This is a genomic window from Bacillus sp. AFS023182 (assembly GCF_002560575.1).
Taxonomy (GTDB): Bacteria; Bacillota; Bacilli; order Bacillales; family Bacillaceae_G; genus Bacillus_A; species Bacillus_A arachidis.
Genome location: NZ_NTRO01000022.1, coordinates 30,571 through 49,976, shown reverse-complemented (window position 1 = coordinate 49,976; position 19,406 = coordinate 30,571). Strand labels below are relative to the sequence as shown.

The window sequence follows — 19,406 nt, the reverse complement described above, 5'->3', positions numbered from 1 at the left end:
AACGAGCTACATAACATATTCATTCACGGGTTAATTGGCGTAGTAAATAACACGCAAAAAAAGCTCAAAGTCCCTATATGACTCTGAGCTTTACTTTTGTATAAGACTTATTTCATTAAATCCACTCTTTTCCATGTTCACGAATGAATTTAATATCATTTTAATAATGTTCAAGGTGCCCTTCATCTATCATCTTTTGAAAATTTATATCGCCTTCTTTTGCTTTTCTTTTCATGTATTTACATACCCCTTCTAATCGTAGCAATACTATCTCCAAATACTCTTCTTCCATATCCTCACCGTAGAATTCAAAAAACAATTTAACTCTTTATTTTATACAGTTTCTCTATGTTATCTGAACTGCTTAATATATACCTAAACTTTACTCTTCCGATATTCTTCTATACTCTCCGTTACACTTTGCAGTAAAGCTTCTAAATATTGCTTATCTGATAGTTTTTGATCTTCTTCAGGATTCGACATAAACCCTAGCTCAAGTAAAACTCCTGGAACCTTTGACCAGTTGAAACCAGAAAGATCATCACGAAACTTAATCCCATTTACTTTCACCTGACTATTTTCTTTCATTTTCTCCACGATAATCTGAGAAACTTGTAAGCTTTCTGCATAAATATCTTTTGTATATTGATTTCCTTCGGCTGGCGTCAACACAGCAAAACCCTTTTGTGCCTGGTTTTCAGATCCATCTGCATGAAGGCGTAAAAATACATTTGCTTGATGATCATTCGCGAATGTAGCTCGCTCTTTGTTACTTATATCAACATCATGTGTTGTCCTTGTCATAAGTACTTGCATGCCTTTTGCTTCAAGCTTCTCTTTTAATATAAAAGCAGCTTCAAGTGTAAGAGCGGATTCTCTCTTTTTCGTCACAACACCTGTCGTTCCATCAGTCACTTTATATTTTTTCTCAGTTGCACCTGGACCAATTGGTTCTAAATTTAAATTTGCTTTCTCTTGATGCCCTGGATCAATCACAATAAGAAACTTTCCTTGTTTTTTCTCAGCATCTGTTTTTGCTTCAGTTTGTTCAGCTGGCGGCAATTGTTCTTTACTTTGCTCCACAGGTGCCTCTTGTTCAACTTTTTTCTCTTGGTCTCCATTTTGTCCCACCGGTAATTCTGTTTCTGCTTTCTTCTCTTTTTCCTCAGGTTGCTTCTCTATTGGTGCTTCTTTCTTTTGTTCTACAACTTTTTTATTCTCTTCTTGTACAGGAGATGATGTTTTCTGTTCTTGTTCCTTCGAGCATGCGCTCATATATATTCCAAGTAATATAACTGCACACATCATTTTTATATATTTCATCGTTTCTCTCCCATCTATTTTGTGCATACTCTACCAATTTTTCAACATAAAGCCCCAGAAGTTCTTTCACTTTTGGATGTTGTTTCATATATTCTTACCTTCTATTTTTTCTAAATTTTAACTAATTTGTTTTTGAAATACAACATGGATTTTTAGGAAAAGCGTTACAATATAAGAATATTTAAGCCCAAAAAAAATAGCCTCATTTTATAATGAGGCCACTTTTTCTATATCAATTAAAATTTAAACTCTTGTCCAACTTCATAGCTATCTTCTAGTACAAGAATCCCTTTTTCCTGAGGAGCATCTGGAAGCTCTAATTCACGTGCAGAGCAAATCATTCCAGAAGATGGAACACCGCGAAGCTCGGCTGGTTTAATTAACATACCACTTGGCATTACAGCGCCGATTTTTGCAACAACAACTTTTTGTCCCGCATCAACGTTTGGTGCACCACATACGATTTGTAATGTATCTGTACCGATTTCTACCTTACAAATGTTTAATTTATCTGCATTTGGATGTTTTTCTTTTTCAGCTACATAGCCAACAACAAATTTTGGCGTAAGGTCTGCTTCTACTTTTTCTTCAAAGCCGTTTTTCACTAAAATGTCATTGATTTTTTCTACAAGCTCAGTTGTTAAAGTAATATTCCCAGTTTCTTTTACTTCTACATAAGAAGAAGCATTAAAGATGTTAAATCCTCCTGTTACGTTGCTTTCACGATCATAAACGCGAGCAACATCTCCTTTGCGGTCAAATGTACGGTTTTCTAATGTAATATCTTGTAAGGCAACGATTAATGTGTCGCCAATTCCTTCAAGGTTATAAAAAACGTTCACTATGTTCATCCTTTCTCTTTTCCATTTGTCTTCTTCCGATTCTTCGCTAAAATAAAGATTGGTTCAAAGTTGCCATCTTCATATACGAATGAAAGTGATGTGATCGGAACATGACCTTCGGCAAAAAACTTCATTGTCATTTGTGCAATAATATCATAACCGATTTCGTTGACGATATCAGCAACAATTAATACATCTTGATGCGGAACAGCCACCACCATGTCACCTGAAATCTTCTCGCGCATCGATTGTAATAGCGATTCATTTAAAATACGACTCGCATCATAGCCATCATTTGTGTTTAAAAAATAAAATGTATTCCCAGCCACTTCATCTTGTTTAAATGTATAGCTTAATGAGCGGACATTAAACAATGCCATTTCACGTACTTGCTGCTCAGTAAGTCCTAGCTTTTGTAATAAACGCTCATCAATTAATCGATATGTTTTATTAGAGTCTAATGCATAATAAATGCGCGTTTCTGCTGTATGATCTGTCATGATAAAGGGATTGCCTTCTTCCGCTTGTTTCTGGAAAGATGTAGAGCGAATTACCGGCAGAATTTTTGCTGTGCTACTTTCTTCTTTATGCATCGCAACTAATGCCTCTTGTACGTAATAGACGACATCTTCAATCGCTACTTCTTTTTTGACTTCCCATTTTGCTACAACTCCTGGAAGCGATACATTAATTCCCTTCTTCGTATCCTTTTGTTCAATACGAAGCACATCTTTTTCGCTATCATAATGAAAGTCCCATTCTGGACGAGCTAGCCTGTTCATTAGTGCTTCTTTCATTTTTTTGCTTGTCATTTTCATCTCGTTTGCCTCCCTTCCAAAAAAACAACCTCCCCCGCGAAGGTAGAGGTTGTTTTTACAATTTAATTGGCTGATCGCCTTATTTTAAACCTTCAATAAACGCTTCGATTTGTTCTTGTGTTTTACGATCTTTGTTTACATAGCGCCCAGTTTCTTCTCCTTTATTGTACGCTACAAAGCTCGGAATGCCAAATACGTCTAAATTTACACATAGATCAATAAATTCATCACGATCTACATAGTAGAATGAGAAATCGCTATATTTCTCTTCTACTTCTGGCATAAATGGGTCAACAAAACGGCAATCTGGACACCATTCTGCTGAGAACATAAAAATAACGTTCCCTTCATTTTTTAGTTCTTGGAATTGCTCCATGCTTTCTAATGATTTCATCTATATTTCCTCCTCTAACGAAGTGTATCTTTTCATATGTAATCTTTCTTTTATACTACCATACATCACGTATGCTGCAAGATTTATGCTTGTTTTTCGTCATACTTATATTGCCCAACTAACAACTTTACAACATGGACAAATAATCCTGTACGATCCACATAATGATCTGTGAAGATTCCAATTGCACCTTCATGACTACGGATGTCTTTTCGGTTTACAAATTCCTCCATAACTTCACTTAGCTCTTTCCCACTTTCAAGAGGAGCAACAAAATCATCTGGCAACTTAATACGTGCCCCGCCCGCTACAAATATTTTACCTGTACTTGTTGCTAAAGCGCCCCAGTTACACATAAACAAGCCATGCTCTGTTTTCATGACGCCGCCCTCTAGACCGATACCGATGTCAGCTTGTTCTTTCTCCAGTGCTCGCTTGGCTCTATTGATTGCCCCTTGCATCGTTTCTTCATCAGAAAATGGTTGTGCCGCTACTCCTGAAGAAGCAGAAATGGCTGTAATGTTCGCCTCTTTCCATACTTCTTTTACGGCACCTACTTTTGTTTGGTTTTTCGATCCAACTACTACTTTCATATTCTTCACCTCTATATAAATCAGCGCTACAAAGAACAAAGGGTAATTAACATTCTTGTTCTTTCTTTGATTTTAACTCTGTATGTAGGAAAAAGGATGACTTTATCTCCGCCCTTCATGATATATCCTCTTCGTTTTCACAACATATAATTTGCGACTATGAAAACAAAAGAAATCCCATCTCGTTTCCTCTTTTTAGATTCACATGCCCTGAGACTAAACCGCTACTATGCATGAACGGACACTCTCTTCCACCTAAAAAAAGGGGTTTTATATTTATACGAAAAGAAAAGGCCAAAACTGGCCCTTTCTTTTAAGCGTTATTTTTAATTGTTTCTAATGTTGTTTTATCCGTTGCTTTCACGAGTTTCGTAATCAATTCTTTCGCTGCAGCATAATCATCAACATGTAAAATAGAAGCATGTGTATGAATATAACGAGCGCAAACACCAATTACTGCTGACGGAATACCAGAGTTACTCGTATGTACCCGGCCCGCATCTGTACCACCTTGTGAAACAAAATATTGGTACGGGATGTTATGTGTTTCTGCTGTATCTAAAATAAATTCACGCATTCCTCTATGTGTTACCATTGTACGATCATAAATACGAAGAAGCGCCCCTTTTCCTAATTGACCGAACTGCGTTTTATCTCCAGATGCATCATTTGCTGGACTTGCATCAAGCGCATAGAAAATATCTGGCTGAATCATGTTTGCAGCCGTTTGTGCCCCGCGAAGACCAACTTCTTCTTGTACAGTTGCACCAGAATATAATGTATTCGGCAGAGTTTCATCTTTTAATTCTTTTAATAATTCAATCGCAAGGCCACAGCCGTAACGGTTGTCCCAAGCTTTCGCCATAATTTTCTTTTCATTTGCCATTGGTGTAAATGGGCAAATTGGAACGATTTGTTGTCCTGGTTTCACACCAATTTCAAGTGCTTGCTCGTAACTATCTGCACCAATATCAATTAACATATTTTTTATATCCATCGGTTTTGCACGTTGCGCATCACTTAATAAATGAGGGGGGATAGATCCAACAACCCCAATAACCGGGCCATTCTTCGTCATAATTTGTACACGCTGTGCTAATAGTACCTGACTCCACCAACCGCCTAGCGTTTGAAAACGAATCATTCCGTTTTTCGTAATTTGCGTAACCATAAAGCCGACTTCATCCATATGACCAGCTACAAGTACGCGCGGGGCATTTTCATCCCCTTTTTTAAGACCGAACACGCTACCTAAACCATCTTGAACAATTTCATCTGCATATTTACTTAGTTCTTGTTTCATAAAACGGCGTACATCATGTTCAAATCCTGATGTACCTTGTAGTTCTGTTAACGTACGAAATAATTCTAATGTCTCTTTATTCACGAAGTTCCCTTCTTTCAAACCTTAGTAGAATTCCTCTTTTATTGTAACGAAATTTTCGAAATGTTTCTAGTTTCTTCTTTTTTAGTTAAAATTGCATTATAATTATCATCGATACACTATTTTATAGAATTGAGGTGAATATATGAACTGGAAAGGTTTACTAGCTGGGGTTGGCATTGGTTTTGCGGCTGGTTATCTTGTTGCAAACAAAGTTCAAGAACAATCCCATATTTCTTCAGAAAAAGCATTGAAAATGGTGAAACAAGCACTCAGTCATAAAGGCGAAATTACTGGCTCTTGGGTACATATGGTTCCAGAGACGTTTGAAAAATATGATGTCGCATACGAAGTATATCGCGGCGGTCTTACAACAATTTTAAATGATATACAAGAACGATTTGAATTTTTAGTAGATGCAAAAACAGGTACTGTTTTAGAAGTAACGGCGGCGTAAAGGAACTCGGCTAATCCGAAGAGACAGTATTAAATAAAGCGAAACTTTGATTAGTAGTGGTTTTCCATATCATTTGATGATTAGTACGCCTCACCCATCGGGGTATTTACAGACAGTAGAAGGATAACAGCGTGCAGATGAATTTCTGCACGCCTTTTCATATTCTTTCAATTATCGTCGCTGTTGACATCCCATGTCCAATGCAAATTGTCAGCAGACCGTACCTTCCCTGCCTCCGCTCCAATTCATGAAGAAGAGAAGTCATTAATTTTGCACCCGTTGCCCCAAGTGGATGACCTAGTGCAATCGCACCACCATTAACATTTACCTTTTGTAAATCTGCTTCCATCTCCTTTTGCCATGCTAAAACAACCGATGCAAATGCTTCATTAATCTCTATAACATCTATATCCTGAATTGTTAAATTGGATTTTTGCAGTACTTTTTTCGTTGCAGGGATAACGCCGTCAAGCATTGTCGTTGGATCAGAACCAACAACTACTTGATTCACAATACGAGCACGTGCTTTACAACCTAGTTCTTTCGCCTTTTCACTATCCATCAGCAAAATTGCTGCAGCACCATCGCTAATTTGGCTTGCATTCCCTGCTGTAATCACTCCATTTTCTTTAAACACTGTTTTTAAATTTGCTAATGCTTCATACGAAGTATCTCTTCTTGGTCCCTCATCACTTTCAACTAATATTTCGTTGCCTTCTTTATCTACACCACTCAGTGGTACGATTTCTCGCTGAAAGCGTCTAGATTCAATCGCTTGAATTGCTCGTCTATGACTTTCTAGCGCGTAAGTATCTAACTGTTCACGGGTAATTCCATATTTTTCGGCAATCATCTCAGCAGATACACCTTGATGTACAATTTGATATTTTTCATGAAGACTACTTGGGATGGTTCGCTCATTTCCATCAGTTAAAATAGGAACTTTTGTCATATGTTCAACACCAGCTGCAATCGTAATGTCCATATCGCCTGATTTAATTTCTTGCGCCGCAAAGTGAATAGCCTGTTGTCCAGAACCACAAAGTCGATTAATCGTTACCGCTGGAACTGTTATAGGAAAACCTGCTTCAAGTGCTGAAAGTCTTCCAATATTAAATGCTTGCTCGTGAATTGGCGTTACACACCCCATAACAATATCTTCTATGAGACCTTTTTCTATATTCCCCCGTTTTGTTACTGCATCCAGCGCAACTGCCGCAAGCTGTACTGGGTGTAACTCACGAAACGCACCATTTCTTTTCCCAACTGGCGTACGTACAGCTTCAACAATAACAACGTCTCGCTTCATATTTTCTCCCTCACTTTCCCTTTTGAATAATCATAAAAACCTTTCCCAGTCTTCCTTCCAAGATACCCCGCCTCTACAAGTTTCACAAGTATTTGTGGCGCTCTAAACCTCTCACCAAATGCTTCTATTAGCCCTTCGCTCGCAAATAACAGCGTATCGAGTCCTATATAATCCGCTAATTCAAATGGCCCCATTGGATAGTTCAAACCAAGCTTAATCGCCTTATCAATGTCTTCTTTACTTGTAATTCCCTCTTCATACATACGCATGCACTCTAACATATGAATAGCAATTGCCCGCGTGGTCACAAATCCTTGCGTATCTTTTACAACAACTGTTTCTTTCCCTATTTCTTCTGAGATTGCTCTTACTGCTTGTATCGTACTTTCCGCCGTAACTACTCCTCGTACAATTTCAATGAGCTTCATAACAGGAGCGGGATTAAACCAATGCATCCCTATTACTTTCTCTGGACGACTTGTCACACTTGCAATCGCAGTTACACTTAACTCAGATGTATTCGTTGCTAAAATAGTAGATTGTGATGTATACGAATCTAGTTTTTGAAAAATCTCCTTCTTTAACTGTAATATTTCTGGTACTGCTTCAATAACAAGTTCTACATTCTGGCAAGCTTCTTCCAATATAACTGTAGGAGTAATATGATTTAGAATGTGTTTTTTCTCTTCCTCAGTCATACGCCCTGCATGCACGAAACGACTCAGGCTTTTGTTGATCGTTTCATAAGCCTTTTGTAAATTTTCTTCTGATACATCATACATTTTCACATCTTTACCGCCCATTGCTAACGCTTGGGTAATTCCACTTCCCATAATTCCTACACCAATTACCGCGATATTTTGAATCATTATTTTCCCCCTTTAATCATTTTCTTTTTGTTTCCACAGCATACATTCCAACAACAAGACAATATGTTTTGAAATAGTGTTGAATATTAGCAAACAATGCATATAGGCCTGGTAAGTAGTGAGAAGAATCAGCACCTGTTATTCCTTTCAACATCATAAGCCCATACCTTTCGCAATTATATTTTTCATAATCTCATTCGTTCCAGCATAAATCGCGCTGACTGGAATATCACGATAACGCCGCGCAATCTCGTATTCTTCCATATATCCGTATCCACCGTGTAGTTGTATGCACTCTGCTGACACTTTTTTTGCGAGATCTGTTAACCACCACTTTGCCATCGATACTTTCGTTACGATGTCCTCACCATTCATATGACCTATAATACAGTCATCTACAAATGTTCTACCAATCTCAATTTCCGTATACATTTCTGCTAATCGAAATTGTACCGCTTGAAAATCACTTATACTTTTCCCAAACGCTTTTCGCTCTTGGACATATTTTTTCGTTATATGTAACATTACTTCCGCTGCTGTTTTCGCGGCGATTGCAACGATGAGACGTTCTTGTTGCAACTTTTCCATAAGATAATAAAAACCTTTTCCTTCTTCCCCTAACAAATTCAAAACAGGGACTTTTACATCTTCAAAAATAAGTTCTGCTGTATCTTGACTATGTAAGCCAACCTTTTTAAGCTGTTTCCCTCTCTTAAATCCCTCCATTCCTCTTTCTAAAACGAGTAAACTCATGCCTTTATGAGCAGCGTTGATATCTGTCTTACAAACAACGATAACTAAATCTGCATGAATACCATTTGTAATAAATGTTTTTTCACCATTTACGACATAATAATCCCCTTCTTTCCTTGCCGTTGTTCGAATACTCGCCAAGTCCGAACCTGCTCCTGGCTCCGTCATTGCAATTGCAGTTATATATTCACCGCTTACGCATTTTGGTAACCAGCGCTTCTTCTGTTCTTCCGTTCCATACTGCATGAAATATGGAACGACAATGTCATTGTGTAAACCAATTCCGATTAGACTCGATCCAACCTTTTCAAGTTCCTCGTTGACGATAACCGAATACCCAAAATCAGCACCAGCTCCACCATACCGCTCATCTACCATTGGACAAAGAAAACCTTTACTCCCCATACTCGTCCAGAAAGAACGAGGAATTATCCCATCTTCTTCCCATTCGTTATAGTATGGATATGCTTCCTTTTTTAAAAATTTATGAAAAGCATCACGAAAAATGTGATGCTCTTCCTGTAAATACTTATTCTTCATCATATCCTCTCCTTGGATTCCACTTCTGTCACTTGGCTACGTAAAATAAATTTTTGAATTTTACCGCTCGCATTTCTGGGCAGTTGTTCAACAAATATATAGCGACGTGGACGTTTATAATCAGCAAGCTTATCACTTGATTTACAGTACTCATCTAATATCTCTTCGGTAAGAGACTGATCTTTTGAAACGATGTATGCTAGAACACTTTCTCCCCAAAGCTCATCTTTCTCGCCGAGCACTGCAACATCTAAAATGCTTTCATGCGTATACAAAAAGTCCTCGACTTCACGCGGATAAATATTTTCTCCGCCACTAACAACCATATCGTCAACACGATCTGCAACATACAAATAACCATCTGTATCTACATAACCTAAATCACCTGAATGGTACCATCCTTTATAGAGCGCTTTTGCTGTCGCCTCTTCATTGTTGTAATACCCTTTCATCAAACAGGAACCTCGCACAATAATTTCTCCAATTTCATACGGTGGTAATATATCATCTGGCTCAGATGGCCCTTCTTCATTTGGACGAACAACGCGAATTTCATGATTATAGGCAGCTTTTCCTGCAGAACCTACTTTAGTAATCTGCTCATTTTCTCGTAAAAAAGTAATTGCAGGCCCCATTTCTGTCATACCATAAGCTTGTACTAATGAAACATTCAATTTTTCATCACATGCTTTTACAAGTGCCGGTGCCATTGAAGCTGCTCCATATAAACCGTACCGAAGAGATGATAGATCATACTGTATTAAGTCTTCCTGCAACATCATATTCCACATTGTAGGTGCTGCAAACATAACAGTAATCTTTTCTTTTTCAATCGTTTCAAGAACATTCTTGGCATCGAAATGGTGCAGAATAATATTTGTACCACCGCTATGCACCCTTGGCACGAAACAACAATGCAGCTCCGCACAATGAAACATCGGTGCTGTTACAAGACCACGACTATTCTCGTTGTAATGTAAATACGCAATTCCCATCAAACTGTGGTCAATAATTTCTCGATGACGGTGAAGTACACCCTTCGGATAACCGGTTGTTCCACTTGTATACATAATAGAACAAATATCATCTTCTTTTACCTCTACTGCTTCAAATTTCGGTAACGCATTGGATAGTTTCTCTTCATAGGAAATAGAAAACGATGGACGATTTTGATCAATGTACCAGAACTGAATATGAGGGAATTGCTTATGAATACTTTGTACTTGAGAGGATAATTGTTTTTCAAAAAGTACGATTTTTGGAGAAGCATCTTCTAATATATAAATAAGTTCCTGTGGTTTTAGTCTAAAATTAATTGGGTTAAATACGGCTCCAATTTTCGCACAAGCGAAACATGTGGTTGCTAGTTCGCTACTATTAAAGAGAAATGTCGAAACGCGGTCACCTTTTTGTATACCACTTTTTTGGAGTGCATGAGCTAGCTTATTTACCTGTTCATTCCATTCTGTATACGTCCAGCGAATATTTTTTTGCGGTTCAACAATTGCTTCTTGATTCGGATACTTTCCAGTAGTCAGTTCAAGTAATTTTCCAATCGTTATATACAATATATTTCCCCCTTTCAAATAAAACGCTTCTCATATAGAGCATGTAGCAATGTAGTAACTCGGAGATATTATATCAATTTTCAGAATATTTTAAAAGTAATTCTTTCGATAACGCGGAACTTTAATCAGTGGGTTTTTTCATCTCCCACTGATTATTAGCCCGCCCTATCTATCTTTTTTGCTCTAGCTGAACGTTGAGATAAGGGCCTTACTTCTCTTGAATAGCAGGACAAATTCTTACAACAAAGTATTTTGTAATTGAAAGAGAACATAAGCAGTTTCAATTTTTTAGTAGAAAGGCAGTCACTTACACTTCACTTGATACTTTTTCCTCTATTCGTTCTACCTTCTCAATCATAATCCCTTCCTCATCCCACTTCACAGCGCGATAATATGCATCATGATAAAAGGTGAACCACGCTTTCTTTTCTGCGCCATACTTCATCCATTTTTGCTTATGTTCAATTGAAGTCATTGGATAATCATCATATGCCATCACCCATAATACGTTTTGATGAGCATGTGTTGGCAGTAGATCAGCTAAATGAAGCATTGTTTCTCCCTGACTTTCGAGAACAATAACAGCATGTCCATCACTATGCCCACCTGTGTGCACCATGCTTACTTCATCTGTAATTTGCGTTTCCTCTTTAAAAGTAACAACTTGCTCTACAATCGGCTCCCAATTTTCTTTCCAATATGTATTACGAGAGCGAATATTAGGATTTCTCATTTCATTCCATTCTGTCTCTGACACATACACTTTTGCATTTGGAAACGTCGGAACAAGCTCATCACTTTCCCATTTTGTTAATCCTGATGCATGATCAAAGTGAAGATGTGTCATTAATACGTAATGAATATCTTCGGCTGTTAGACCGAGCTCCGCTAGAGAATGTTCAACTGACGATTCTTCTGTTACACCTTGATTCCGCTTCATTTTTTCAGTCATTTTATTATTTCCAATTCCTGAATCAATGAGCATATTTCCTTTCTTCGTTTGTACAAGCAACGGATCTGTTCTTAAATAAATATGATTTGTATCATCATATTTATATTTACGTGACCATAAGACTTTTGGTACAACACCAAACATTGCACCTCCGTCTAAGTGGGTATTCCCACCACTTAGCCATGTCACTTTGATTTCTCCAATTTGTAAACATTCCATTTCTATTCCCCCTTTTTTCCCTTTTAATTTTAACACAAAATTCAGAATGTTTTCCGCAACAAAAAACCTGTGCATTATTGCACAGGTTCCGTACGATATTTCGCTTCAACACGATAAATACGATGTCCTTTATTAGAAAATTTCTCTTCATATTCGGTCATAATATTTCCTTCAAAGTCACTGTTATGAAGGTCCAGGCTCAAGAACGTTAACAACATACCATACTCGGCCATGCTCATAAGCGAGTATTCAAATAAACCTTGGTTATCTGTTTTAAAATGAATTTCCCCGCCCGTTACTAGCACTTCTTCATAATTACGTAAAAACGTTTTATACGTTAAACGACGCTTCTCGTGACGATTTTTTGGCCATGGATCTGAGAAGTTTAAATATACACGATCAATTTCGCCTTCTGCAAAGAAAATTGTTAAATCTTCAGCATCTTTATTAATTAATTTTAAATTTGGTACTTCTTCTTCAATTAACTTATCAAGCGCATCTACGATAACACTTGTGAATTTTTCAATTCCAATATAGTTAATATGTGGATTTGCTTTTGCCATCTCATAAACGAAACGACCGCGACCTGTTCCTACTTCAATATGGATTGGATGGTCATTTCCAAATACCTCTTTCCAATTGCCACAACGCTCCTCTGGGTTTCCAATTACAAACTGTGAATACTCATTAATTTGATCCATTGCATATGGTTTATGTCTTAAACGCATAGATGTCTTCCTCTCTTTACTAGACTATTTGTAGAAGGTTCCTTCCTTCTTTCTTTTTTAATTATTCTATCAAACAAAAAACCAAGTACGTACGAGCACTCGGTCCGTTTCTTTCAAGTATAAGGTGTTCCATTTTGATACAAACTACAAAGAGCATAGAACGAAACTTTCCTGCTGAAACGTTTCGTTAGCCAATGATTAGCTACTCCTTGGCGAAATAGAAAATTTCTCTTACTTGTTCAAATTGAACAACAATCGAAAGGATGATCCAATCGTGCCGATTAATCAACAACATCAATTAGAAATTTTAAAAGATATTCTAGTCAATCACCAAAGTGATTGCTGTGGAACGGTTTCTGAATGCGAACAATTAGAACGGCTCATTCAATCATTGCTTGCAAACGATAATGTGAACAGCGACGTAAAAGCGATGCTAAATGATGTATATTACTATAGTCAATCGGGTAAATATTCTCCTGATTTAGACAACCATATTTCTAGTAATCAAGAACAACTTACGCAATGGATTTCTGGAATGGACAATTTTTCTTAAAGTATTTACTCTGAAGCAAGTAGTTGCTGTAAATATTGATGCCAATATTCAGCTTCTGCTTGCTGCTTTTTTGTTGTATGCCATTGAACAGATAAAATAGTTTGTGCCACTACATACCACTTCATACGATGAACCAATGATTCATTCATTTCAATTCCATAATACGCTAACCATTCGTCCCATTCGTGACGCGGAACATACCAATATAATAACATGCCAAGATCGAGAGCAGGATCCGCAATAAGCGCTCCATCCCAATCAATTAAAAATAATTCATCTTCGTCCGATAATAACCAATTGTTATGATTGACGTCACAGTGGCACACAACAAACTCATCATATTCAACATCTTTCAATGTAGCTTTTAAATATCGAAGTCCTGTCTGAATCGTTTCATCCGTTCTTAAGTCTCCTCTTAAAACAAAATACAATTGCTCGAATAACTCCTGCGCATGCAGGGGCTGTTTTCCAAGCCTTTGTATCATCTGCACAAGTGCTTTAGACGAATGTATTTTTTTTAAAAGCTTCGCAACACGCTCAAGTTTCATATCCTCTGGCTCTAGCTTTTGTCCTGGAAGCCATTTTTGAGCTGAAATCACATCACCGTTCGTCACTCTTCTTGTCCAAAGTAATTTTGGAACAATTCCTTCTGCCGACAATACCGCTAAAAAAGGCGATGTATTCCGCTTTAAAAATAGCTTTTGTTGTCCATTTTGCGCAATATATGCATCGCCCGTTGCCCCACCAGCGGGTATAAGACTCCACTCTTCTCCTAATAATTGTTCCAACCATTCCATATTCATTACCCGTTAACAAATCCTTATCTTTTATAGTCATAAAATGAAAAACCGCAACACCTTTTGAACATGTTGTGGATTCATATGAAAACTCCCGCGACCTAGATCCTTTGAATCTTGAAGCGATGATTTCTCGTGCACCTACACTAACAGATGGTTAACACAAGTGGAGTTAATTGCCTGATGGCACAATCCCTCTATTCCACTGGCAAATGCCCCCTGGAACTACTTTTTTAATATTTTATATAAAGACAGTTACTAGCAATTCATCTTCATCCACCAAAACTATACTACGCATATTCCTTAAGGATGGAGTTTTCCTGCTTTTTTTGATAAAAGAAAACTTGGTATGGGCCAAGAAATCAAGACAAACTAACCGTCTATTCTTTTATATTTTACAAAACCAATAATACAATGACAACTTATCAAAATCGTCACCTTTGTCAATTCTACATTTATTATATTCGCATCGTCAAGTAGCGATTTGTCACATTATCGCCAATATATACGAGCTAATCGGAGCCATTTGAAGTTCATTTCCTTGAAATGAAGAAATCGGCTGTACTTTTGCTTTTGCACTGTCTGCTAATACGCACCACATTTCATGTTTCGGCAGTAAAATCGTTTCTATTTGCATACCACTATGAAACAACACCACAATTTCCTTCCAAGGACCAAACTCCCCTACATTTTGTAAATGATAAGCAACAACAGTAGGAGATGTTTGTAAAAATGTCATATGCTTCTTTATAAGATTCGCTGACTGTAAGCGCAACGCTCCATGCGTCTTACGAATTGCAATTAACCCTTGTATATAAGCAATTGTTTCTATTTCTTTCTCTTTTTGATCCCAATCGAGTTGATTAATTTCGTCAAGCGCATTATAACTATTTTCATTTCCTTTCTTAGAACGATAAAACTCTTGTCCTGCATGTAAAAACGGAATTCCTTGTGAGAGTAATGTCATCGCGGTGGCTAAACGATGACGCCTTTTTTGCACTTCTTCCGTTTCCTGATTGCTGCGCACGAGTTTATCCCACATCGTCATATTGTCGTGACATTCCACATAGTTAATACTTTGAATCGGTTCTAAAAATAACCCATCTCCTTTTTCATTTGCCAGACTTCCCATTAACACATATTGCAAATGCACAGGGTCTACGCTTCCTCCAAATGCAAAGCCACGTTTACTTACATCAAACGTGCTGCCTTTTATCGCATCACGAAATTGATCATTGAACTGCGCGATTTGTGGCATTTTATTCGCATTGTTAAGCGTAGCCTTCTCTTCTGCCGGAAGCGGTGTTTGTAGCTCCCAGCCTTCCCCTAATAACAGCGCATCCTTTTTTATGTTTCTTACTTCCTTTTCTACTTCATTCATCGTTTCTACATCTAAAATTCCCATTAAATCAAATCGAAACCCATCAACATTATATTCAGTAAGCCAATATAAAACAGAGTCTATTATAAACTTCTGCATCATTTTCCGCTCAGATGCTAGATCATTCCCAACTCCTGTTCCATTTGATGGCATGCCATTTTCATCATGTCTAAAATAGTATCCTGGTACAAGCTTTTCAAAAGATGATGTTTCTCGTTCATATACATGATTATATACAACGTCCAAAACCACACGGATTCCATGTTCATGAAATTTTTCAATAAGTTTTTTACAATCTTTGATTCGATTATAAGGATCGATAGGATCGCTTGCATATACTCCCGTTGGTACGTTGAAATATAGTGGATTATAGCCCCAGTTATACGCCGCAAACGGCCGTTTTTCATCTACTCCAGCAAAATGATGAAGAGGTAAAATTTCAACATGTGTAACTCCTAATTCTTTTATATAGGAGAAGGCCGTTTTTGTCCCAAGTTTTCCTTTCGTATTCTCTTCTGTTAACCCTGCATATGTCCCCTTTTTTGCTACGCCACTATTTGGATGCATAGTGGCATCACGAATATGCAATTCATAAAGGATTGCATCAGCGAAAGATTCCAGTTTAGGTAATGCAGTTTGTTCTTTTATATATGTCTTTAGAGGATCAATCACAATTCCATACTTACCATTGACTGATACGGATTTTGCATATGGATCTACAGCTTCATTCCAAATTAAATTAATACAAACGAGAAATGTGTACCTAGCGAGCTCCAAGTCTCCTTGTAAAATATAAGACCAAACACCATTTTCTCCTCTTTGCATCTCATAATCCGCATACTCTTTATCATTTTTATAAATCCTTACCTTCGCAAGTCTTGCAGTGGGTGCCCACATTTTAAAAGCTGTTTCTTCTTTCCTATAACAAGCTCCTAAGTCTCCACCAGCATAATAGTATTTTTCATCAAATACAGCCGTTCGAATAACCGCTCCAATTTGTAAGTCTGTTTCTTCATTTCGCTCATCTCTCACTGTGTAATACTTTCCCACATCAAGTGGATATTCTACACAGCATTCATACTTCGTTGCATCTGGAAGAGAAATGATTTGAGAAACTTTAAGCTCCCATACATGATTTCCTTCCTGCATACAAAATGTTCGGCTGATTCCGTACGCATGCGGGAGCAAAATTGTAATTTTATTCATTTCATCTAAATAGGCTTCAAATGGACGCTTTACTTTCAGCATAAAAAATCACCATCATTCTCGAAATTAAAATGAAACTCCCATAAGCGGGGATGGGAGAATTCATCCCCCACCTGTCTTTCTTATTTCTCTCTGAATCTTGAGGTAGAGGTCTTCCGCCCGCGTATAAAGGGGATAAATTGCATCTATGTCGAACAGAAAGAGATTTCCACTCATTTTCTACTTCTGTTTTCACATGGCAGGGGGGCTAAAAAAGGCACTGTCCGCTTCTATCCTTAAGCAGATCCTCTCTCCCGCCTATAAGGAATAGTTTTATGTTGGTCTTTCAATTCGTATTCATGTACACACAAGCTTACTATTTTCTATAGTATATTCACATTCGTAAGAAACGTTTTTATACTTTAAGTTTCTGTAACTTTATTTCATAAATTGGCTTATACTTTGGAATTTGATGGACGTGAGACTCGTACAATGTAATGGTATCCGCCTGAAACAACACTGCATCCAGTTGCTTCAGATCCTTAAGATTAAAATTTTCTTCTCCACCCCACTTACGAGCAACAGTAATGTGCGGATGATAAGGACGTGTTTCAAGTGAAAAACCATTTCTCTCACAAATAGCATGCACCTGTTTTTGCAAATCAAATAATGCTCGATTTTCTTTTAATCCAGCCCAAAATATACGTGGACTCTCCACTAGACCGAATGTAGAAAAATTTTGTAGCGTCAGATCTAATTCTGCTGTATTCACAAGGATTTGTAACCCTTTCTCTATTCCTTGCAATTGTTCCTGCGCCGCACTCCCTAAAAAAGCAAGTGTAATATGGTAGTCTTCCTTATGTACCCACGAGCGAAATGGTAACTTGTCCTTCACTTCCTCTTTATAATTTGCAAGTATTTCTTTTATATGATCCGGTAAGGTAACTGCTAAAAAATAATGTGGAACCATTTATATCTTCTCCTTTCTTGTTATTGTTGCTTTTCTTTTGTATCTCATTCAAAAAAGAATCCGCCCTCCGAATGGAGAGCGGTCATATCTCAATATACAATCAGCCTATTTCGCTAATTCATAAATTGCTTGCGCATAAATTGCTGTTGCTTTTAATAGATCTTCAATTTCAATATACTCATCTTTTTGATGCGCAAGTTCTTCTTTTCCAGGGAATAGTGGACCGAATGCAACACCAGCTTTTAATGAACGAGCATATGTACCGCCACCAATTGCTAATAGCTCTGCTTTCTCTCCTGTTTGTTCTTCATATACACGTTGCAATGTACGAATTAAAACGTGATCTTTATCAACGTGATGTGGACGTGAGTTAGAGTAATCAGCTACTTGGAAGCCTTTCTGACCGACATAGTCTTTTAATTTCTGCACTGTCTCTTCAAAATTAGTTGTTACTGGATAGCGTACATTTAAACCTAAGTTTCCACCTTCTTCTTTTGTATAAGAAAGGCGACCTACATTGATCGTTAACGGTCCGCTAATTTCGTCTTTATAAGCGATTCCTGCTTTTTCTCCAAGCGTATCATTCGTAAATGTTTCTGTAACAAATGCCGCAAATGAAGCACCTTTACCGTCAAGAGCAAGCGTTGTTAAAAAGTTCGCTAATAAGAGACCTGCATTTTCACCTTTTTCAGGAGTAGAACCGTGAGCTGAAATCCCTTCTACTTGTAACTTCACAGTATTTCCTTCTACATTTGCTTTTCCTGTTTTCTTAACAGTTTGTAAGTATTGTTCGCAAGCAGCGCGAAGTTCCGTTACCTTTTCAGTCGTAATCACTGCTTCTGCAAAATCAGGAACCATATTTAAACGACGCCCTGAAGAAAATGAAACAAGTTCATATTCCCCGCCTTGTGTTTCACTATTCTTTTGCACAACTTGTATATCAGAAATCCCTTTTTCCGCATTAATAATAGGAAAATCAGCATCTGGTGCAAACCCAAGCGTTGGCATTTCTTCATTTTTAAAATAATGATCGACACATTTCCAGTTGCTTTCTTCATCTGTTCCTAAAATCATGCGTACGCGTTTTGAAAGCGGCAAGCCTAATTCTTTTACAATTTTCATTGCATAGTAGGCAGACATTGTTGGCCCTTTATCATCAATTGCACCACGTGCAAAAATCTTTCCATCACGAATATCAGCGCTATATGCAGGTGTTGTCCATCCATCTCCTTCTGGAACAACATCAACATGACAAAGAATACCAACCAATTCTTCTCCTTGTCCCATTTCAAGATGCCCTGCATACCCTTCTAAATTTTTAGAAGTAAATCCTTCTACTTCCCCTTTCTGTAACATGAAGGATAGTGCTTTCGCTACACCTTCTCCAAACGGTGCACCTTCTTTTGCTGTTTCTTCTTCCCATACACTTTTAATTTGCAAAAATTGTTGTGCGTCATGAATTAATTCATTTTTTCTTTTTTCAACTTCTTCTGTCCAATTAATTGCTGTCATCACGTATTCACCTTCTTCTATATTCTCCCCTTCATCATAGCAAACGAAAATCAGATATGCCAATAAGAGAAGAATAAATGACGAACAATTACAACATTTCAGATATTTCACATTAATTTTTCTTTTATTTTTTAAAAAAATTTGCAGGAATTTGGCGGTTTACGTAGAAATTTATGTGATAGTTGATAGAAGAGACATAGAATGTCAACTACCAATATTTTTCTATTTTCATATTTGTTAAACTTTTGTAAAATTTAAC

The 19,406-nt window shown here is 37.4% G+C and carries 19 protein-coding genes and 1 pseudogene; 2 read left to right on the top strand and 18 right to left on the bottom strand.

Translation table 11 applies throughout. The features are described from left to right. Nucleotides 1-160: 160 nt before the first annotated feature. The 7 genes and pseudogenes from CN288_RS11310 to CN288_RS11280 all read right to left on the bottom strand — a co-directional run. A pseudogene (locus CN288_RS11310) lies at nt 161-328 on the bottom strand (aminoglycoside phosphotransferase); the annotation flags it as partial. A 47-nt stretch (nt 329-375) separates the two neighbouring features. Further along, nucleotides 376-1,323 (bottom strand): N-acetylmuramoyl-L-alanine amidase, encoded by a 948-nt coding sequence (locus CN288_RS11305; RefSeq protein WP_098302290.1) that lies wholly within the window; start codon nt 1,321-1,323, stop codon nt 376-378. Between the two features lie 236 nt (nt 1,324-1,559). Next, nucleotides 1,560-2,174, bottom strand: coding sequence for a YtpR family tRNA-binding protein (gene ytpR, locus CN288_RS11300; RefSeq protein ID WP_090687970.1), 615 nt, complete (start codon nt 2,172-2,174; stop codon nt 1,560-1,562). Next, entirely contained in the window at nt 2,171-2,983 is an 813-nt protein-coding gene (locus tag CN288_RS11295) for a DUF1444 domain-containing protein (protein ID WP_090687973.1), read from the bottom strand. The genes ytpR and CN288_RS11295 overlap by 4 nt, the downstream gene beginning before the upstream one ends. 79 nt (nt 2,984-3,062) lie before the next feature. Beyond that, a complete protein-coding gene (locus CN288_RS11290; protein ID WP_098302289.1) occupies nt 3,063-3,377 on the bottom strand; it encodes a thioredoxin family protein in 315 nt (104 codons plus the stop codon). An 83-nt stretch (nt 3,378-3,460) separates the two neighbouring features. Next, nucleotides 3,461-3,970: a DUF84 family protein gene (locus CN288_RS11285; RefSeq protein ID WP_026593721.1), complete on the bottom strand. Its 510-nt coding sequence runs from the start codon at nt 3,968-3,970 to the stop codon at nt 3,461-3,463. 313 nt (nt 3,971-4,283) lie between these two features. Next, on the bottom strand, nt 4,284-5,357 hold the full coding sequence (locus tag CN288_RS11280; RefSeq protein WP_098302288.1) for a M42 family metallopeptidase: 1,074 nt from the start codon (nt 5,355-5,357) through the stop codon (nt 4,284-4,286). Between the two features lie 142 nt (nt 5,358-5,499). Between CN288_RS11280 and CN288_RS11275 the strand changes: the two genes are divergently transcribed. Next, on the top strand, nt 5,500-5,811 hold the full coding sequence (locus CN288_RS11275; RefSeq protein ID WP_026593723.1) for a PepSY domain-containing protein: 312 nt from the start codon (nt 5,500-5,502) through the stop codon (nt 5,809-5,811). A gap of 157 nt (nt 5,812-5,968) precedes the next feature. Here CN288_RS11275 and CN288_RS11270 read toward each other — a convergent pair whose 3' ends face one another. The 7 genes from CN288_RS11270 to trmB form a co-directional block, all read right to left on the bottom strand. Continuing rightward, nucleotides 5,969-7,120 (bottom strand): thiolase family protein, encoded by a 1,152-nt coding sequence (locus tag CN288_RS11270; RefSeq protein ID WP_026593724.1) that lies wholly within the window; start codon nt 7,118-7,120, stop codon nt 5,969-5,971. Further along, nucleotides 7,117-7,989: a 3-hydroxyacyl-CoA dehydrogenase family protein gene (locus CN288_RS11265; protein ID WP_098302287.1), complete on the bottom strand. Its 873-nt coding sequence runs from the start codon at nt 7,987-7,989 to the stop codon at nt 7,117-7,119. The genes CN288_RS11270 and CN288_RS11265 overlap by 4 nt, the downstream gene beginning before the upstream one ends. A 16-nt stretch (nt 7,990-8,005) precedes the next feature. Further along, a complete protein-coding gene (locus CN288_RS28730; RefSeq protein WP_155924361.1) occupies nt 8,006-8,146 on the bottom strand; it encodes a hypothetical protein in 141 nt (46 codons plus the stop codon). Continuing rightward, the gene (locus tag CN288_RS11260) at nt 8,143-9,282 is read right to left on the bottom strand and encodes an acyl-CoA dehydrogenase family protein (RefSeq protein ID WP_098302286.1); all 1,140 of its coding nucleotides are present in this window, start codon (nt 9,280-9,282) and stop codon (nt 8,143-8,145) included. The genes CN288_RS28730 and CN288_RS11260 overlap by 4 nt, the downstream gene beginning before the upstream one ends. Beyond that, entirely contained in the window at nt 9,282-10,850 is a 1,569-nt protein-coding gene (locus CN288_RS11255) for a fatty acid--CoA ligase (RefSeq protein WP_026593727.1), read from the bottom strand. The genes CN288_RS11260 and CN288_RS11255 overlap by 1 nt, the downstream gene beginning before the upstream one ends. Before the next feature lie 307 nt (nt 10,851-11,157). Beyond that, entirely contained in the window at nt 11,158-12,021 is an 864-nt protein-coding gene (locus CN288_RS11250) for a YtnP family quorum-quenching lactonase (RefSeq protein ID WP_098302285.1), read from the bottom strand. 74 nt (nt 12,022-12,095) lie between these two features. After that, entirely contained in the window at nt 12,096-12,749 is a 654-nt protein-coding gene (gene trmB / locus CN288_RS11245; protein WP_026593729.1) for a tRNA (guanosine(46)-N7)-methyltransferase TrmB, read from the bottom strand. Between the two features lie 274 nt (nt 12,750-13,023). On the opposite strand from trmB, the gene CN288_RS11240 reads away from it, so the two are divergent. Beyond that, complete coding sequence (locus CN288_RS11240) at nt 13,024-13,302, top strand: YtzH-like family protein (protein WP_026593730.1); 279 nt, start codon at nt 13,024-13,026, stop codon at nt 13,300-13,302. A 5-nt stretch (nt 13,303-13,307) separates the two neighbouring features. Here the strand turns inward: CN288_RS11240 and CN288_RS11235 are convergent, their stop codons facing one another. The 4 genes from CN288_RS11235 to pepV all read right to left on the bottom strand — a co-directional run bounded on the left by CN288_RS11235 (nt 13,308) and on the right by pepV (nt 19,147). Then, complete coding sequence (locus CN288_RS11235; protein ID WP_026593731.1) at nt 13,308-14,105, bottom strand: phosphotransferase family protein; 798 nt, start codon at nt 14,103-14,105, stop codon at nt 13,308-13,310. A 481-nt stretch (nt 14,106-14,586) separates the two neighbouring features. Further along, nucleotides 14,587-16,728 carry a type I pullulanase gene (gene pulA / locus CN288_RS11230; protein WP_098302284.1) on the bottom strand — a complete coding sequence of 714 codons (2,142 nt, stop codon included), beginning with the start codon at nt 16,726-16,728 and terminating at the stop codon, nt 14,587-14,589. 352 nt (nt 16,729-17,080) lie between these two features. Beyond that, nucleotides 17,081-17,635: an RNA 2',3'-cyclic phosphodiesterase gene (gene thpR, locus CN288_RS11225; protein ID WP_026593733.1), complete on the bottom strand. Its 555-nt coding sequence runs from the start codon at nt 17,633-17,635 to the stop codon at nt 17,081-17,083. A 105-nt stretch (nt 17,636-17,740) separates the two neighbouring features. Beyond that, complete coding sequence (gene pepV / locus CN288_RS11220; protein WP_098302283.1) at nt 17,741-19,147, bottom strand: dipeptidase PepV; 1,407 nt, start codon at nt 19,145-19,147, stop codon at nt 17,741-17,743. Nucleotides 19,148-19,406 lie beyond the last annotated feature (259 nt).

What these genes read in the sequence shown, in the direction of transcription:
- CN288_RS11305 (WP_098302290.1), bottom strand. Translation starts at nt 1,323, where the DNA reads ATGAAATATATAAAAATGATGTGTGCAGTTATATTACTTGGAATATAT.
- ytpR (WP_090687970.1), bottom strand. Translation starts at nt 2,174, where the DNA reads ATGAACATAGTGAACGTTTTTTATAACCTTGAAGGAATTGGCGACACA.
- CN288_RS11295 (WP_090687973.1), bottom strand. Translation starts at nt 2,983, where the DNA reads ATGAAAATGACAAGCAAAAAAATGAAAGAAGCACTAATGAACAGGCTA.
- CN288_RS11290 (WP_098302289.1), bottom strand. Translation starts at nt 3,377, where the DNA reads ATGAAATCATTAGAAAGCATGGAGCAATTCCAAGAACTAAAAAATGAA.
- CN288_RS11285 (WP_026593721.1), bottom strand. Translation starts at nt 3,970, where the DNA reads ATGAAAGTAGTAGTTGGATCGAAAAACCAAACAAAAGTAGGTGCCGTA.
- CN288_RS11275 (WP_026593723.1), top strand. Translation starts at nt 5,500, where the DNA reads ATGAACTGGAAAGGTTTACTAGCTGGGGTTGGCATTGGTTTTGCGGCT.
- CN288_RS11270 (WP_026593724.1), bottom strand. Translation starts at nt 7,120, where the DNA reads ATGAAGCGAGACGTTGTTATTGTTGAAGCTGTACGTACGCCAGTTGGG.
- CN288_RS11265 (WP_098302287.1), bottom strand. Translation starts at nt 7,989, where the DNA reads ATGATTCAAAATATCGCGGTAATTGGTGTAGGAATTATGGGAAGTGGA.
- CN288_RS28730 (WP_155924361.1), bottom strand. Translation starts at nt 8,146, where the DNA reads ATGATGTTGAAAGGAATAACAGGTGCTGATTCTTCTCACTACTTACCA.
- CN288_RS11260 (WP_098302286.1), bottom strand. Translation starts at nt 9,282, where the DNA reads ATGAAGAATAAGTATTTACAGGAAGAGCATCACATTTTTCGTGATGCT.
- CN288_RS11250 (WP_098302285.1), bottom strand. Translation starts at nt 12,021, where the DNA reads ATGGAATGTTTACAAATTGGAGAAATCAAAGTGACATGGCTAAGTGGT.
- trmB (WP_026593729.1), bottom strand. Translation starts at nt 12,749, where the DNA reads ATGCGTTTAAGACATAAACCATATGCAATGGATCAAATTAATGAGTAT.
- CN288_RS11235 (WP_026593731.1), bottom strand. Translation starts at nt 14,105, where the DNA reads ATGAATATGGAATGGTTGGAACAATTATTAGGAGAAGAGTGGAGTCTT.
- pulA (WP_098302284.1), bottom strand. Translation starts at nt 16,728, where the DNA reads ATGCTGAAAGTAAAGCGTCCATTTGAAGCCTATTTAGATGAAATGAAT.
- thpR (WP_026593733.1), bottom strand. Translation starts at nt 17,635, where the DNA reads ATGGTTCCACATTATTTTTTAGCAGTTACCTTACCGGATCATATAAAA.
- pepV (WP_098302283.1), bottom strand. Translation starts at nt 19,147, where the DNA reads ATGACAGCAATTAATTGGACAGAAGAAGTTGAAAAAAGAAAAAATGAA.